The following is a 16,690-nucleotide window of genomic DNA, read 5'->3' on the forward strand; positions in this document are numbered from 1 at the left end:
AATTGAACTAGTTTTAGTTTTTTCTTTTTTCAAATCCTCATTTACCATACTCAACAATTTTGCTTCACCGTTAAAATCGGTTTTATCTATTAATATGGACAATTTAATCCATTTGAAAAATAAACAATCAAATTTTAGTATATTTAAAGAACGAAATTGAAAGATATTGCGATGTTTCAATGATTAAGGAGCTCATGCCATGCATCATTATTTGCAAAAGTCGAACCATTTTCCCTCTTGTTTTTTAGCCTTCATGCAGTAAATTGAAGGAATAATAAACAAAGGAAACTCATGTATTGTTGAATAAAAATGATGAGCTGACATAACAGTGAAAAATTTTTAAAACGGTTTATCTCACCACTTGTTTCCTCATTTCTTTATTCGATAAGCATCATTTTTTTAACCCAGAAGTCCAGGAAAATGAGCTTTCGGTTCCATTAAGAGCTCAAATAAATATTACCCAGAGAGAATATAATCATGTCAAACGAATCAAAATGTCCTTTTTCAGGTCATAACTCAAAACCGCAAGTAACAGTCGGTGGTGGCACGACTAATTTGCACTGGTGGCCAAATCAATTACGCGTCGACTTACTCAATCAACATTCAGAACGCTCTAATCCACTTGGTAAAGATTTTAATTACCGTGAAGAATTTAAAAAAATTGACTACTACGCACTTAAAGCGGATATCAAAAATGTCTTAACCGATTCCCAAGATTGGTGGCCAGCCGATTGGGGAAATTACACAGGCTTATTTATTCGTTTAGCATGGCATGCTGCCGGCACCTACCGTATGGGTGATGGCCGTGGTGGTGCGGGTCGTGGTCAACAACGTTTTGCGCCTTTAAATAGCTGGCCTGACAACGCAAGTTTAGATAAAGCACGCCGTTTACTATGGCCTGTTAAACAAAAATACGGTCAAAAAATATCATGGGCTGACTTATTTATTCTTGCCGGAAATATTGCACTTGAGTCTTCTGGCTTCCGTACCTTTGGTTTTGGTGCAGGCCGTGAAGATGTTTGGGAACCAGACAACGATGTAAACTGGGGCGATGAAAAAGAATGGTTAGCTCACCGTAACTCTGAAGCTTTAGCTGGCAGTAATCTTGCGGCAACCGAGATGGGACTAATTTATGTAAACCCTGAAGGTCCAGAAGCTAGCGGTGACCCAAGATCAGCTGCGCCGTTTATTCGCGCGACTTTCGGCAACATGGCAATGGACGATGAAGAAATTGTTGCTTTGATTGCAGGCGGTCATACTTTAGGTAAAACTCACGGTGCAGCCTCTGCTGACCATGTTCATGCCGATCCAGAAGGCGCTCCAATTGAGCAAATGGGCTTTGGCTGGGCAAATAGCTATGGCACAGGTGTGGGTAAAGATGCGATCACGTCAGGTTTAGAAGTAATTTGGTCACAGACACCAACACAATGGAGCAATTACTTCTTTGAAAACCTATTCAAATACGAGTGGGTACAAGAACGTTCACCTGCTGGTGCAATTCAATGGGTAGCAGCAGATGCTGAGGCAATTATTCCTGATCCTTTCGACCCGTCAATTAAACGTAAGCCAACAATGTTGACTACAGATTTGACTTTACGTTTTGACCCTGAATTTGAAAAGATCTCTCGTCGCTTCCATAACGACCCTCAAGCTTTCGCAAATGCTTTTGCTCGTGCCTGGTTCAAATTAACTCACCGTGATATGGGTCCAAAAGCACGTTATTTAGGTCCTGAAGTCCCTGCTGAAGATTTAATTTGGCAAGACCCATTACCGGCCGCTAACGCTATTCCATCTGCTGCAAGTATTGCTGATGCAAAAGCAAAAATTGTGGCATTAGGATTATCTGCCGGTGAGTTGGTTTCTCTTGGTTAGGCATCAGCATCAACATTCCGTGGTGGAGACAAACGCGGTGGAGCAAACGGTGCACGCATTGCTTTAGCTCCTCAACGTGGTTGGGAAGTCAATAAAAAAGCTGTTGAGACTTTAACTAAAATTGAAGAACTCAAAGCATCAACTCAATTATCATTGGCTGACTTAATTGTGCTTGCAGGGAACATCGGTGTAGAACAAGCTGCTCAGGCGGCAGGTTTCAACGTTAGCGTACCATTCGCTCCTGGTCGTGTAGATGCATTACAAAGTCAAACTGATATCGAAACTTTCCAATTACTACTCGGCGCTGCTGATGGCTTTAGAAACTGGAAAAAACAGGGAGTCAACACACCAGCTGAAATCTTATTGATTGATAAAGCTCAGCAACTGACTTTGACTGCACCAGAGTTAACTGCATTAATTGGTGGTTTACGTGTACTGGGCACCAATTGGGATGGTTCACAGCATGGTGTATTCACTCAGCAAGTCGGTGTACTTAGCACAGATTTCTTTACAAACTTACTCGACATGTCGAATGTATGGGCACCTGTTGATTCAACAAGTGAAGTATTTGAAGGCAAAGATCGTAAAACAGGTGCAGTTAAATTTACTGCAACACGCAATGATTTAGTCTTTGGTTCTAATTCAATCTTACGTGCATTGGCAGAGGTTTATGCTCAAGCCGACGGTAAAGAAAAATTTGTTAAAGACTTTGTTGCAGCATGGACAAAAGTCATGAATCTTGACCGTTTTGACTTAGCTTAATTTAAGTCCAAATAATAAAAAGCCAGTTCAATTTGAACTGGCTTTTTTAATATAAAAACCATAGGCTTTTAGACAGTCAATTTATGCCCTTCTCGAATACAATAAAAGGGATTAGCAAGTTTTGATGAAGCTTTAATAGCTTGAGCTAAAGCATGTTCAGGGTCTTCCCGATCTTCATCTGTTAACTGAAAAGTTCGATAGTGAATCGCAACAGAACGATGCGCTTGTAAATCCAAATGTGCATGAACTGCATCTTGAGGGTTCATGTGAACGTAGCTCATTAGTTTACGAGGTTCATAAGCTCCAATTGGAAGTAAAGCAACACGTGGTGCGCCATAACGTGCATGTATCTGTTTGAAGTGTGCTGCATAGCCAGTGTCACCAGCGAAAAAACAATGACCTGTTTTTGCTAAAACCGAAAAACCACCCCAAAGTGCTTTATTTTGATCACGTAAGCCCCGCCCCGAACCGTGCTGAGCAGGTGTATAGACAATTCTTAACTCATGATAAGGAATTTCTTGCCACCAATCCATTTCAATGACATGGAAATCTTTAGGCAAGTAAAACCCGTTGCCAAGCCCTGTATAAATCGGCATCGCAAATTTCTTGTGCAACCATTCAAGCGTTGCCAAATCCATATGATCATAATGATTATGGCTCAGTAAGACTCCATGAATAGTGGGCAACTGTTCCAAAGCAAAACCGGCCGGGCATACACGGCGTGGTCCACGCCCATGCAACGGACTCGCATAATCACACCAAACCGGGTCGGTAATAAAGTTATATGGTCCAATTTGAATGAGTACAGTAGCGTGACCTACAAACCATACTTGCCAATCATCTAAATCCGCATGAGGACGGTTCTGTGGTAAGGCAATTGGTGTATTCACACGAGTTTCGTATTCACCTTGAATATCAACATTCCATGTATAAGATTCACGAGTGACTAACCAACGCAATAATTCTTTCGATCCTCGTGCAGGCGATCTAGGCTGCTGATTATAAAAACGGGTGTCGTTTTCATGGCCCAATTCAGGATGACAAAAAGGCGGTTTTATCCATGTATGCGTCCAACAGGACTGAGTCGGCAATTGATAAGTTAATGTCGGCTTGTCTTTCATGGGCTTATTCTATGGTTGTAGCATCAGGAGGATGATTCATTCAATTTTCTATCTTAGCGATTTAAATAAATTAAGCTATGACACTTACACTTATTTATCATATAAATATCCCTTTATTTTTGTCGCCGCCGACATACACCAATCTAAAGTGCCACAAAAAAATGTTTAGATGTGTTGAGTTTGTGATTCGTTACTTACAGTTCTTATTAAAAGCTACTGTATAACATAACAATAGTATATAATAAGTAATCTATAGCTAAAGGATGAACTACTTTTATCTTAGTTATTCAATAAATCTTTTAAATTGCTTAATTTTATCAACTTTTATCGATGATTGATAAACTAAAAAAATAGAGCAATATAAGTGTGATACATTTACTATAAAAATACTTTCCAAAATTTTTCGCTAAAAAAATCAACACCTAAATCTCTGCATTAATAATAGATTTTTTCATAATATGAGAAAACTTTAAGTGATTTTTAAAAAAGAAATTAAAATTTCCTATGAAAATTTAAAAAAAACAGTTAATAATCGGCAATTAATATATTTTATAAATTAATAATTAAGAAAAATTTCATATTAATTTAATAATGATTTATAAATTTTCATTTATTTTATAAATATCTAAAGCATCTTCACGCTATATAGTTTTATGCTTTATACTTTACTTAAATCATAGTAAGACATTTTTTGGATTAGTCTTATGGAATTACGCCATCTTCGATATTTCATCACTGTTGCTGAAGAATTAAATTTTAGTAAGGCCGCTCTAAAACTCTATACTGCTCAACCCTCCCTTAGCCAACAAATTAAAGATTTAGAAGAAGATGTCGGTGTACGACTTTTAAACCGCACAAAACGTAAAGTCGAGTTAACTGAAGAAGGTGAAGTATTTTTAGAACATGCCCGTTTAACACTTGCTCAAGCAGATAAAGCTGTAGCGATGGCACGTCAAGTCTCAAAGGCCAAACAACAATTATTACGTATTGGTTTTGTCCCCATTGCAGAAATGAAAATTTTCCCGTACGTACTTCCAAATCTACGATTACAACATCCTGACCTGACCATTGAACTATCAAGCTTAAATAATACAGAACAACTCAAAGCATTAAAAAGAGGTGAACTCGACATCACCTTCACTCGTGATAATACCGAAACCGATGAAATCCAAAGCCAATTTGTTTTAACAGAACCATTAATTTTTTTATTACCTAGAAACCATCCTTTGGCTAAATATGAACGCATTCCTGTAAAAGCTTTACACGGTATAGATTTTATTATTCCTGCCGCCGAACAATCGAATACGCTGCACAATACTATTTTAGAATTTACTAAAACTCATGGTATTGATCTGAATATCGTACAAAAGGCCGATAGTATTTTACTCAATATTAATTCGATTGGGTCAGGTCTAGGTTGTACGATTTTACCAGCCTATGTTGCACCTCTAGGTGTATCAAATACAGTAGTTCGCCCTTTAGATGTGGATTTACCTTCTTTAGATTTATTTGTCAGTTATCGTAAAAATACAGAATCTGTAGGTGTTAAAAGATTTATTGACCAGCTCAATAAAGTGTTTCATCTTGATAAGAATCTCGATTAAATACGACAAATTAAAGTTAACTTTATTTGGCAATAATAAATTAGTTAGAGAATCTAAATTAAAGTATAAAATAAATGAGCTTAAGATTTATTTTATACTTTTGATCCATTATTTAAATTGCGATAATTTTTTATATTTTAGCTTATCAAAAATATTATTTAAAAAGACAATCAAAAGTATAAACAATATATAAAACTTAATGTTAAATTAACCAAATAGTAAAAAATAGTTTTTACGGCATAAGGAGAGTCGAGTAAATGTTGGGACTATTAAAGCATTTGGGGCGTAGCGTAAAAAACCGACCTCACTTCTTTATTGCTTTATTCGTTGGCGTTATTGCTGGAATTCTATTGACTTGGTTTACCTCATGGAAATGGTCTACTATTTTATTAGTAAGCTGGAACGGTTCGATTGGCTTATATTTATTGAATGTTTTCAAACTTATGAAAAATGCTGATCACTCTCAAATGCAGCAGCAAGCTAAAAAACAAGATGAAAGCAAATGGGTCATTATGCTGATTGTTTTACTTGCAATTTCTATGTGTCTAGTTGCTATATTAGTACAGCTGTCTCAGCTTCCTTCTGACCATTATGCAAAATTAGGACACGTTGCTTTAGCTTTACTTACCATTGTTTCAGCATGGCTTTTTATGCACACTGTTTTCGCCTTGCACTATGCACATGACTTTTACATGGCTTTATCCAGAAATGAAGAAAGTGGTGGATTAGATTTTCCAGGGACCAAAAATCCAACATATCCTGATTTCTTATATTTTAGTTCTCTGTACACGACAAATTTCATAGGATCCTTGTCCTATCAGGCTTTTTCTTTCTTAAAATTGCTAGCACTTTCTTAAATTCTTCTTTTTTTCCAAAACCAATCAAACGTAGAATAGCCATTTGAACATAGTCCAAACCGTAGCGAAATAAACTTACTGAAAGTCGTCCATGCTTCTTTATTTTTATCGCTTTTTTTCGATCATGTTGCCATTCACCTGTTAAATAGCACCAACAGAAACCGATAGCTAGCACTGCTATCAATTTCTTGACTCGTCCAGGGTCTGTTAAACGAGTATTTTCAAGATTGAATCCACGTCCTTTGAGACAACTAAATAAGGTTTCGATTTCCCAGCGTAATGCATAATCACGAATAGCAGAAGCATTAAACATAGGAGAAACAACAAGTAAAAGTTCTCCATCTTCTAATCGTAGCGCACTAATATACAGTTTTACTCGACCAACCCAAATACGTCGTTTACGACATTCAGTTTGACCAACTTGAAGATGACGAAATAAATCACTAATTTTATGATTCCTGGCTAAGTGATTGGTCACAATAAAGTTTTTTTAACACGTATACAGAAGTTAATGTCATTTTCAATTAACCATGTAAACCATTTCTCACCGATAAATTCTCTGTCTGCGAACACATTCACAATACGGTCTTTACCAAAAATAGAGATAAAGCGTTGAATCAAAGCAATACGCTCTTTTGTATCTGAATTTCCACGTTTATTGAGCAATGTCCAAACAATAGGTATCGCTATTCCACGATAGACGATGGCTAACATCAAGATATTGATATCTCGTTTTCCCCATTTCCAATTGGTTCTATCTAAAGTCAGTTGCACTTTGTCGAATGAAAATATATTGAAAATTAACTGAGAAATTTGACGATAATCAAAATACTGACCTGCAAAGAAGCGTTGTATACGTCGATAAAATGATTGTGGTAAGCACTTGATGGGTAAGGCTTTAGATGCAGAAGAAAGATTACATGTCTGTTTTACAATTAATGCAATCATAATCAGTGTAAAACATTTTACATGTGACTTGTTCCACTTTAGATATTTGTTTAAGATGAGATGTAACTCATTGAAATGTGTCATCATATTCGTCGTCAGAAAACAAGTATTATGCCATTATTTCAATGAGTTATCTTTTTTTGTCGTGTACAAAGATTTTAGTTATATTATTGGTACTTCAGCACAAACAGCAGATGTATCGGTTACCACTAGGCATATGCGTTTGCTAAACTTATTTCATTTCGTTCTGGCATTTGGCTTTAACACGACTATTTTAGCAATTTGTATTAACGTCGCTGCGGGTTTTATTAGCAATTAAAGCTTTTGATTAAAAAACAAAAAGCCACCTTAAAAGGTGGCTCGAAGTAGCATAGGTTTACAATAATCCGCCCATACTGCTTTGTTTTAACCCTTCACGTTGTTTAATCGTTTCAACATAACGTGTAATGGTAGGGTGTGATTCAATCGTGTTCATTTTCAATTGCCATAACAACATCGCGCCCACGCTTACATCTGCTGCCGTAAACTGTTCACCACATAAGTATGGATTAGCCTCACTCAGCCCTTGAATCAAAGCATGGTAAGCATCGTTGTAATCACCATAACTCACAAACATTTTTTGCTCAGGAGATACTTTTATTCCTAGAGCTTTATCAACGCCAGCAGCTTCCCAAGGTCCAGCCATCATAAATAACCAACGATAATACAAACCACGCTTTGGATCATTCAACGCTGGTGCCAAGCCTTTATCACTAAACTTGTCCGCAAGATATGCGCAAATTGCCCCTAACTCATAAATAACAACATCGCCATCTACCAATACAGGTACTTTTCCAAAAGGATTAATTTTTAAATATTCTGGTGACTTCATCTCGGTTCGGTATGCAAGTTCAATACGTTCACATTCGACACCAAGCTCGACTAAAAGCCAGTCGATCACTACACCACGCGATTCTTTGTTAGTATAAAGTTTAAGGCTCATTTTTATGGCTCCTTGTTTATCGTGGTTCTAGTCTACAAATATCTTTTGTCAGTTTTTGTCAGTAGTCTGCGATTCTTGTGCCCACCACTGCTGGAAGAGTTGCTGCTTAAATGATGGATATAATTCTTGGGTTAAACTTAAGTGTTGAATACGATCCATTCTAAAATGTCGAAAGTCCTGTCTTAATTCACACCATGCGGCCAACACAATTTTGTCATTAAAGTATCCCAAGGCAAAAGGCCACAAGGTTCGAACACTACTTCGTTGTTGTTCATCATGATAATGCATCGTAATTTTGACTTGCTGCCGAATGGCTAAACGTACTTGTTCAACCTGATTTTTATCTACAGGCAGCCATGTGTTAAACGCTCTTAAGGTTGTTTGCTGTAATAAATATTGGCGATGTTCAGGCAGCACAGAATTTAATTTAGCTAAGATTGATGTAGAAGCCGATTGTAAAGATTGATCGGGTACACTCTTCAACCAATACAACGCCAGAAAAATAGCTTCAACTTCATTTTCATTGAGCGTCATTGGTGGCAATACTATGTCTTCTTTAAGCTGAAATCCTAAACCCGCTGATGCATCGATTCTCACACCTTGGGCACGTAGACTATCAATATCGCGGTAAATACTACGAACACTAATTCCCATACACTCAGCCAAGACTTGTGCAGTCACTGGATAACGGGATTCACGAAGTTGCTGTAAAAGATTTAATAAACGAATAGAACGGCTCATTTTTCTCGTCTTATTGTTATTGGACATACAATAAGAGGGAATAAATTCCCCCTTCTTATATCATTCTAAATTACGCTATATCTGCATTAGATAACTTTGCATACTCTCTTAAAAAGTTGTGCAGTTCAGGTACATCTTTAGCAATCGTTAAAGGCTGGAACTGTTGTAAAACTTCGATTGAATGCACACCATAGCCAACACCAATACGTGACATACCTAAACGCTGTGCCATCTCAAGATCATAGCTACTATCACCAATCATTATGGCGCGCTCGACGCTTACCCCTGTTACATTCAAGATTTCTTGTAACATAAGCGGGTCTGGTTTTGAACGGGTTTCATTGGCTGCTCGAGTAACATCAAACAGATGAGTACTTTGTGTTTTTGCAATCACACGGTCTAATCCACGGCGGTTTTTACCTGTTGCTACCGCAAGTTTTAAACCTTGAGCTTTTAAGTCATGAAGTAACTCAGAAATACCTTCGAACCATGCATCATTTGTCGAGTTGGCAATATAGTGATCGCCATATGCTTTTAAAATCGATTCATGTAGCTCTGGTGTTTCCGGAAATAAAGTTTGCATCACTTCCGGTAAACCTAAACCGATAATACTTTTTGCGGCTTCATCCGTTAGCGTTAACTCATGCTGCTCGGCCGCATGCTGTAAACTTGCCACAATCTGACCAACAGAATTATATAAAGTACCATCCCAGTCAAAAATCACTAATTCGGTTTTCAGACTCATTTTGCTACTCTCAAAGCCTCTAATAACTGGATCATGTCTTCTGGTAACGGTGCTTCAATCGTTGGATAACCCGGAATATCTAAACGCATGGCATGCAAACACAAACGGCGTGCTTCAGGCCCCGCATAAGCAGTGTTGTGACCATATTTATCGTCACCCAGCAAAGGATGTCCAATACTTAAACCATGTACACGAATTTGATGGGTACGACCTGATAAAGGCGAAGCATGAACCAGTGTGGCATTTTTAAAGCGCTCTGCAACCACCCATTCGGTTTTACTTGGCTTACCTTCTTTAGATACACGTACGCGACGCTCGCCATTTGCTAACTCATAGCGAAATAGAGGAGCATCAATGAGTTGTTTATCAAGACTTACCTGACCTTTTACAATAGCGGCATAGGTCTTACGAATTTTGTGTTCACGCAACATATCTTGTAGCAACTTTAAAGTGCTACGCTTTTTACTAATCATGACCAGACCAGAAGTGTCACGGTCAATACGATGAATCAGTTCTAAATATTTTTTACCTGTTGCCGCGCGTAGTGCCTCAATCAAACCATACGCCACGCCACTACCGCCATGTACGGCAATACCTGAAGGTTTATTTACAACTAATAGGCCTTCATCTTCGTAAACCACACGGCTTAATAAACCTTGAGCTACACTGTCGCTTACAGGAACAGCAGTTTCATCTTTTTGTTCATAGCGAATAGGCGCAACGCGAATCTGGTCGCCAATTGCAAGTTTGGTCTCGGCTTTAATACGTTTTTTATTCACGCGAACCTGACCTTCACGAATCAAACGATAAATTCGACTCTTTGGTACACCCTTCAAACGTGAAAACAGGAAATTATCAATTCGTTGTCCTGCTTGATGCTCATCCACCTCAAACCAAGTGACACTTTGCCATTGCTGTGTAGAATTCATACTAATATTTAAACCTGAAATTTTACGAAATTTGATTAATAAATGACCGATTAGCTTAGTTTTTTCACAAGAAATCTAAGCTTAGCCCATAGGCAGATGCTGCAAGGTTTGATATAGTCAGCGCACGGATACCACCGTAAGTGAACATCTAAAGGGAAATTTCCCTGATTGAAACCTCAATCAAAATGATGCTTTCATCACCAGCTCGGACAGGTCCTAAAGAATTATGCCGACGCCGAAGGCTTATTATATCGGCAAAATGACAAACTGTTGCGTTTAATTCAGTTTGTTCAAAAAAATATGTTACCAACTCTAGTTGGTTATGGAACGTAAACTGATACACATCAGACAAATCGATCCTTAATGTTGCCTTCAGGCTAAAGCGTTGATGCATTGGAACTGCCGAAAGCACCGATACGATGAGCATTCCGTATCAAACTTCCAATAAAGAAGTCACTTCGCGCCCAATGACAGTGAAAGTCATTAACCAATGCACCGCTCACCCGCCAGTGAAGCAAAAGGGAATTCCGATTTAAAGGTTGAAGCAGTATTGCCTACATCACAGACGAGAATCGAAGCTAAGGCTAAATGTAGCCGGTAACAGATGACTCAGACCACAAGTATTTTGAGATCTGGGAAATGATCCGTCATGTTCGATGTTCGTTCAGAACCTTTAAGTTTGTTTGGTTTGTTTGTGTGAGTCACTATTAGGTGTCACACCCATGAAACGTATGTTGATTAATGCAACTCATGCCGAAGAAGTTCGCGTTGCACTTATCACTGGTAATCGTCTTTACGATTTTGATTTAGAGAATCGTACCCGAGAACAGAAAAAATCCAATATCTATAAAGGCCATGTCACCCGCGTAGAACCTTCATTAGAAGCTGTTTTTGTTGAATACGGCGCAGGTCGTCAAGGCTTCTTATCTATGCGTGAAATTGCGAACAGCTATTTTCAGGCAGACCCACGTCAAACTTCAAACATTCGTGAACTTATTACTGAAGGCACAGAGCTTTTAGTTCAGGTTGAAAAAGAAGAACGTGGTAATAAAGGTGCAGCCCTTTCTACTTTTATTTCTCTTGCAGGCCGTTATTTGGTTCTTATGCCAAACAACCCGAAAGGTGGTGGTATTAGCCGTCAAATTTCAGGTTCAGTGCGTGAAGAGTTAAAAGAAATTTTAGCGTCTTTAAATGTACCTCGTGGTATGAGCGTTATTGTACGTACCGCTGGTATTGGCCGTACTCAAGAAGAATTACAACTCGACTTACAACACTTGCTTGACCTTTGGGCACAAATTCAAAGTACAGCAAGCTCAGGCCCTTCTCCGATGCTTGTTCATCAGGAAGCTGGCGTTGTAACACGTGCGATTCGTGATTACTTACGTGATGACGTTGCTGAAATCTTAATTGATAGTGAACAGGCTTATAACGAAGCATATAACTTTGTTAAAGCAGTAATGCCACGTCAATTAGACAAATTAAAAACTTATACTTTAAACGAGCCATTATTCGCTCATTTTGGTATTGAAAGCCAAATTCAAACTGCTTACGAACGTGAAGTAAAACTTCCTTCTGGCGGTTCAATCGTAATTGACCAGACTGAAGCTTTAGTTTCAATCGACATTAACTCTGCGAAATCAACTCGCGGACATGACGTTGAAGAAACCGCACTGAATACAAACCTTGAAGCAGCAGAAGAAATTGCTCGTCAACTTCGTCTTCGTGACATTGGCGGTTTAGTTGTGATCGACTTCATCGATATGACTAAAGAACGCAATCAACGTATGGTTGAAGCAAAACTTCGTGAAGCAACCCAAAGCGATCGTGCCCGTATTCAGTTCGGTCAGTTGTCTCGTTTTGGCTTAATGGAAATGAGCCGTCAACGCTTACGTCCATCGCTTGAAGAAGCAACAGGTTATGTATGCCCTCGCTGTCATGGTACAGGCATGGTTCGTGACTTACGTTCACTTTCTCTTTCAATCATGCGTAAAGTTGAAGAGATTGCTCTTCGTGAACGTCATGGTGAAGTTCAGGTTGAAGTTCCAGTTGAAATTGCAGCCTTCTTGCTTAATGAAAAACGCCATAGTTTGGTGTATTTAGAGCAAACTTCTGGTGTACGTGTAACTGTATTACCTCACCCGCACTTAGAAACTCCACATTACGAAATTGCTTATAACCCAGATGGTTTTGCTCCATCTAGCTATGAACGTACTGAAGCAACTCGCTCTAGTGAGAAAGAGTTAGGTTATGAGTCTTCTGAATGGCATTTAGAAGAAGCAGATCATGCTCATGTAACAGCTCCTGCTTCAAAAAATGGTTCTGCTCAGAAAAAGACAAGCCATACAACTCAACCTGTAGTACAGCAACCTGCAGCTCAAAAAGCAGCAAGTCCTTGTGCATGGTTAGAAAACTTATTTGTTCAAAAACAAGCGCAAACTGTTGATCAATCTCGTTCAGCACAAAACGCTGCTGCTGCGATTGAGCAAATGGTAAATACGGGTGCTGTTAGCCGTGGTCAGTTCGGTCAAGTAGCCGTACCTGCTGTTGCAGAAGTTGCGCCAGTTCAAACAAATAACGCTTATATTTCACAGTCACCTGTGAAACAAGAAGTTCGTGAACATGTTGAAAAAGACGATAAATCTCAGCAACAACGTCAGAACAACAAAAAGCGTAAACATAAAGAGCAACGTGAGCAACATCACCAATCTCATGAACAGCAACATCAAGTGCATGAAGAAGTGGTTCAGTTGTCACGCCAAGAGCAACGTGAGTTAAAACGTCAGCAAAAACGTCAACAACAGCAAGATCAGCAACATCAAAATAATGATGTACAACAAACTGAAAATGTTGTTCCACGTCGTGATCGCAATAATCAACAGCGTCCGAACCGTCCAAATCGCCACCGCGATCCAAGCGTATTAAATGAAAATCAAAATACGCCGGCACCAGTTGTTGTTGATGAAAAACAAGTTAAAGTTGATGTGATTGATGCACCTAAGCATGATGTCATGAACACTGCTTTAATTATTAATGTTGATCAAGGTCAAAGCGAGATTGTGGCGCTTACACCTGAACGCCAAGTTGAGCGTGTTGAGCCTACTCCTGCTGAAGTTGCTCCAGAGTCAACACCAGCTCCTGTTGCAGAAGAGAAAGCCGTTGTTGCTGAAGCAAAAAATGAAGCTCAGCCAACTGAACAAGCTGCTCAGCCACAAATCCAACGTGCTAGCAATGACCCACGTATGCGTCGTCGTCAGCAACGTGAGGCTAAACAAGCCAAAGCTGCTGCGCCATCTATTGCGCCATCGCAAATACCAACTTTGGCACAACACACGATTGGTAGCTTAATTCGTCATGTATATGGCGAAGACTGTACCGTATTGATTGAACAATTTGGTTTAGTACCAACGTTTAATCGTGCATTGCAAAAGTTTGCAGAACAGTATGCAAGCACTTTAGTGGTTGAAGTAACTTCTGAAACAGAAGAGAAAAAGCCTGTAACTCGTGATGCAGAACTTCCAAGCCATAAACCGGCTGAAGAAGCAGAACCAGCACCCGTACTTCCACTTACTCCATCGCAAGCACCGACTCCACGTGTTGCAAATGACCCGCGTGAACGTCGCCGTTTAGCAAAATTAGCTGCGGAGCAAGCATTTGAGCAAGTGAAACAACAACATTCTGCTCAAGAAGAAGTTGTAACTCCTGCTCCTGTAGCAGAAGAAACTGTTGCTACTGCACCAGCTGAAACACAAGCTACTGCTGAACCAGAACAGCAACCGCTTGAACTTAATCAGTCAACTGAAGTTGCACAGCCTGAAGCTGCCCCTGTAGAAGAAAAAACTACAGAAACAGTAGCTGAAGCTCCTGTAGCAAAAGAACCTGCGCCATCAAAAGCAACAAGCAAAGCGAAAGTAGCTCCTGAAGAAACAGCGGCTCCGACTGAAGCGGCAGCTGATGCTGAAACAGAAGACGCTAAAGCCGACAAGGATAAACCAAGTCGTCCTCGCCGTCCTCGTGGCCGTCCGCCAAAAAAAGCTAATCCTGTAGCTGAGTAAGCCATTTGCTCAATTGCAGCTAATTTAAACAAACCTAGTCATTTCGATGACTAGGTTTTTTTTGTTATTTTTAACCAATTAGGTTGATTGCACTAGAAGAAAAGTTTTAAAAGCATGGTGAACCATGAAAACTATTGGACTTTTTGCCCCACAACCTTTTTTGGATTGATCGAAAAATAAATAGGATTGATATGAGCCAGACAACACAGACCGATATCATTACGCTTGGTGATGTTGCCACAAGACTTCCTAGCTTCATTCCCAAAGTACCCCATATCCTAAATGGTCTTAGACAGGCTTATTTAAGAACATCACATACTCCAACAGGTTTGGGTATTGCTTTTGAAAAAGCTGTTAAGCGAAATCCTAAAGGCGCGGCATTATTATTTGAAGATCAAAGTTATTCTTATGAAGCTTTAAATGAATGGGCAAACCAGATTTCCCATTACTACCTTTCGCTGGGAGCGCATAAGGGTGACGTCATTGCTGTAATGATTGAAAACCGCTCTGAGCTAATCGCAACAATTATTGGTTTAGCCAAGATTGGAGTCACGATTGCGCTTGTGAATACATCACAAGTCGGTAAGGTTCTTGCTCATAGCATCAATCTGGTAAAGCCAATTGCTGTTATTGCGGGTGAAGAAGTTCGTGCTGCTATTGACGAAATTCGTCAGGATTTAAATGTTCCTAAAGATCGTTTCCACTGGTTCGCAGATCAGGCAACCCGTCAAAATTCGGGTACAGCACCTCAAGGTTATATCAATCTAGCTGACCAAATTGATCAATTTCCAAAATTTAACCCATCCACTACCCATTCTGTGACTGGTAATGATGGCCTGTTTTATATTTACACCTCTGGTACAACAGGTTTACCAAAGGCAGTTATTTTCAAACACAGTCGCTGGACATTAGCGTATGGTACTTATGGCCATATCTTAAACTTAGGACCAGATGACGTCATGTATGTGACCTTACCACTTTACCATGCAACAGGTGTGGTGGTTTGCTGGTGTGGTGTAATTGCTGGAAGTGCAACCCTTGCAATTCGTCGTAAATATTCGACTAGCGCTTTCTGGAAAGACGTTCAAAAATTTAATGCATCTGCTATTGGTTATGTCGGTGAACTTTGTCGCTACTTAATGGATGCTCCTGTTACGGAACTTGACCGTAACCATCGTGTCACAAAAATGATCGGTAACGGCATGCGCCCAAATATCTGGGACAAGTTCAAACAACGTTTCGGTGTTAAAGAAGTGCTTGAGCTTTATGCATCGAGCGAAGGTAACGTTGGATTTAGCAACATTTTCAACTTTGACAATACAGTTGGCTTCTCTCCTACACCATATGCCATTGTTCAGTTCGACAAAGAAAAAAATGAACCAATCCGCGATAAAAACGGCTGGTGCCAAAAAGTAAAAGCAGGTGAAGTTGGCCTACTCATTGGGAAAATTACTAGCCGTTCTCCATTTGATGGCTACACCGACCCTGAAAAGAACAAGTCTGTGATCTGGAAAGATGTTTTCAAAAAAGGTGACTCTTATTTCAACACTGGTGATTTAGTTCGAGATATCGGTTTCCGTCATGCTCAGTTTGTGGACCGCCTAGGCGACACTTTCCGCTGGAAAGGTGAAAACGTATCGACCACTGAAGTGGAAAACATGGTGTGTGAATACGAAAAAATTGCTGAAGCTGTTGTGTATGGTGTAGAAATTCCAAATACCAACGGCCGTGCTGGTATGGCAGCAATTACGCTGGCAGATGGTGAAGAGTTAAATGATGCAGATTTAACCGAAATGGTCACTGTGTTTAAGAAGTGTTTGCCTGCTTATGCTGTACCGGTATTTTTACGTGTACAAAAAAAGGTCGAAACAACAGGCACATTTAAATATCAGAAGAATAAACTGAAAGAAGATGCGTTTAATCCGAGCAAAACTTCTGAACGTTTACTCGCTTTATTGCCTGGTGCAAGCAGTTACTGTGACATCACAACTGAAATTTTTGACAACATTCAGGCATATAAATACCGTTTTTAGTTCATTTTTTAGCTAAACAAGAGGAAATCGTGCTTTTTATAGGC

Annotated in this window: 9 protein-coding genes and 3 pseudogenes; 6 read left to right on the plus strand and 6 right to left on the minus strand. The window is 39.4% G+C overall.

Features of this window, described 5'->3' with window-relative positions; genetic code table 11:
• The first annotated feature begins 477 nt into the window (after positions 1–477).
• Positions 478–2,634: pseudogene (katG, locus tag HMPREF0014_RS23220) on the plus strand (catalase/peroxidase HPI).
• 68 nt (positions 2,635–2,702) lie between these two features.
• Here katG and HMPREF0014_RS23225 read toward each other — a convergent pair.
• Positions 2,703–3,755 carry an MBL fold metallo-hydrolase gene (locus HMPREF0014_RS23225; protein ID WP_004710732.1) on the minus strand — a complete coding sequence of 351 codons (1,053 nt, stop codon included), beginning with the start codon at positions 3,753–3,755 and terminating at the stop codon, positions 2,703–2,705.
• Positions 3,756–4,459: 704 nt separating this feature from the next.
• Between HMPREF0014_RS23225 and hcaR the strand changes: the two genes are divergently transcribed.
• Positions 4,460–5,359 carry a DNA-binding transcriptional regulator HcaR gene (gene hcaR, locus HMPREF0014_RS23230; RefSeq protein ID WP_002053339.1) on the plus strand — a complete coding sequence of 300 codons (900 nt, stop codon included), beginning with the start codon at positions 4,460–4,462 and terminating at the stop codon, positions 5,357–5,359.
• A 257-nt stretch (positions 5,360–5,616) separates the two neighbouring features.
• Positions 5,617–6,138, plus strand: a pseudogene (locus HMPREF0014_RS23235) (DUF1345 domain-containing protein); the annotation flags it as partial.
• A 19-nt stretch (positions 6,139–6,157) separates the two neighbouring features.
• On the opposite strand, the gene HMPREF0014_RS26010 reads toward HMPREF0014_RS23235, so the two are convergent.
• Positions 6,158–7,248 (minus strand): IS4-like element ISAba33 family transposase gene (locus HMPREF0014_RS26010; protein ID WP_115736667.1). Its coding sequence is split into 2 segments (ribosomal slippage): positions 6,158–6,708 and positions 6,708–7,248, totalling 1,092 coding nucleotides; the frame shifts between segments, so codons are not numbered across the junction.
• 73 nt (positions 7,249–7,321) lie between these two features.
• Here HMPREF0014_RS26010 and HMPREF0014_RS26015 point away from each other — a divergent pair.
• A pseudogene (locus HMPREF0014_RS26015) lies at positions 7,322–7,483 on the plus strand (DUF1345 domain-containing protein); the annotation flags it as partial.
• A 57-nt stretch (positions 7,484–7,540) separates the two neighbouring features.
• Here HMPREF0014_RS26015 and HMPREF0014_RS23245 read toward each other — a convergent pair.
• The 4 genes from HMPREF0014_RS23245 to HMPREF0014_RS23260 form a co-directional block, all read right to left on the minus strand.
• Positions 7,541–8,146 carry a glutathione S-transferase family protein gene (locus HMPREF0014_RS23245; protein WP_006580484.1) on the minus strand — a complete coding sequence of 202 codons (606 nt, stop codon included), beginning with the start codon at positions 8,144–8,146 and terminating at the stop codon, positions 7,541–7,543.
• Between the two features lie 48 nt (positions 8,147–8,194).
• A complete protein-coding gene (locus tag HMPREF0014_RS23250; RefSeq protein WP_020992385.1) occupies positions 8,195–8,887 on the minus strand; it encodes a YafY family protein in 693 nt (230 codons plus the stop codon).
• Between the two features lie 70 nt (positions 8,888–8,957).
• Entirely contained in the window at positions 8,958–9,632 is a 675-nt protein-coding gene (locus HMPREF0014_RS23255) for an HAD-IA family hydrolase (RefSeq protein WP_006580486.1), read from the minus strand.
• Positions 9,629–10,561: an RluA family pseudouridine synthase gene (locus tag HMPREF0014_RS23260; protein ID WP_006580487.1), complete on the minus strand. Its 933-nt coding sequence runs from the start codon at positions 10,559–10,561 to the stop codon at positions 9,629–9,631. The genes HMPREF0014_RS23255 and HMPREF0014_RS23260 overlap by 4 nt, the downstream gene beginning before the upstream one ends.
• A 722-nt stretch (positions 10,562–11,283) precedes the next feature.
• On the opposite strand from HMPREF0014_RS23260, the gene HMPREF0014_RS23265 reads away from it, so the two are divergent.
• On the plus strand, positions 11,284–14,613 hold the full coding sequence (locus tag HMPREF0014_RS23265) for an Rne/Rng family ribonuclease (protein WP_006580488.1): 3,330 nt from the start codon (positions 11,284–11,286) through the stop codon (positions 14,611–14,613).
• 191 nt (positions 14,614–14,804) lie between these two features.
• Complete coding sequence (locus HMPREF0014_RS23270; RefSeq protein ID WP_004710745.1) at positions 14,805–16,646, plus strand: long-chain-acyl-CoA synthetase; 1,842 nt, start codon at positions 14,805–14,807, stop codon at positions 16,644–16,646.
• Positions 16,647–16,690: the final 44 nt, after the last annotated feature.

The organism is Acinetobacter sp. RUH 2624, from assembly GCF_000162375.2.
Classification (GTDB): Bacteria; Pseudomonadota; Gammaproteobacteria; order Pseudomonadales; family Moraxellaceae; genus Acinetobacter; species Acinetobacter nosocomialis.

Coding starts and splice junctions, on each gene's coding strand:
- HMPREF0014_RS23255 (WP_006580486.1), bottom strand. CDS start 9,632: ATGAGTCTGAAAACCGAATTAGTGATTTTTGACTGGGATGGTACTTTA.
- HMPREF0014_RS23260 (WP_006580487.1), bottom strand. CDS start 10,561: ATGAATTCTACACAGCAATGGCAAAGTGTCACTTGGTTTGAGGTGGAT.
- HMPREF0014_RS23250 (WP_020992385.1), bottom strand. CDS start 8,887: ATGAGCCGTTCTATTCGTTTATTAAATCTTTTACAGCAACTTCGTGAA.
- HMPREF0014_RS23270 (WP_004710745.1), top strand. CDS start 14,805: ATGAGCCAGACAACACAGACCGATATCATTACGCTTGGTGATGTTGCC.
- HMPREF0014_RS23265 (WP_006580488.1), top strand. CDS start 11,284: ATGAAACGTATGTTGATTAATGCAACTCATGCCGAAGAAGTTCGCGTT.
- hcaR (WP_002053339.1), top strand. CDS start 4,460: ATGGAATTACGCCATCTTCGATATTTCATCACTGTTGCTGAAGAATTA.
- HMPREF0014_RS23225 (WP_004710732.1), bottom strand. CDS start 3,755: ATGAAAGACAAGCCGACATTAACTTATCAATTGCCGACTCAGTCCTGT.
- HMPREF0014_RS23245 (WP_006580484.1), bottom strand. CDS start 8,146: ATGAGCCTTAAACTTTATACTAACAAAGAATCGCGTGGTGTAGTGATC.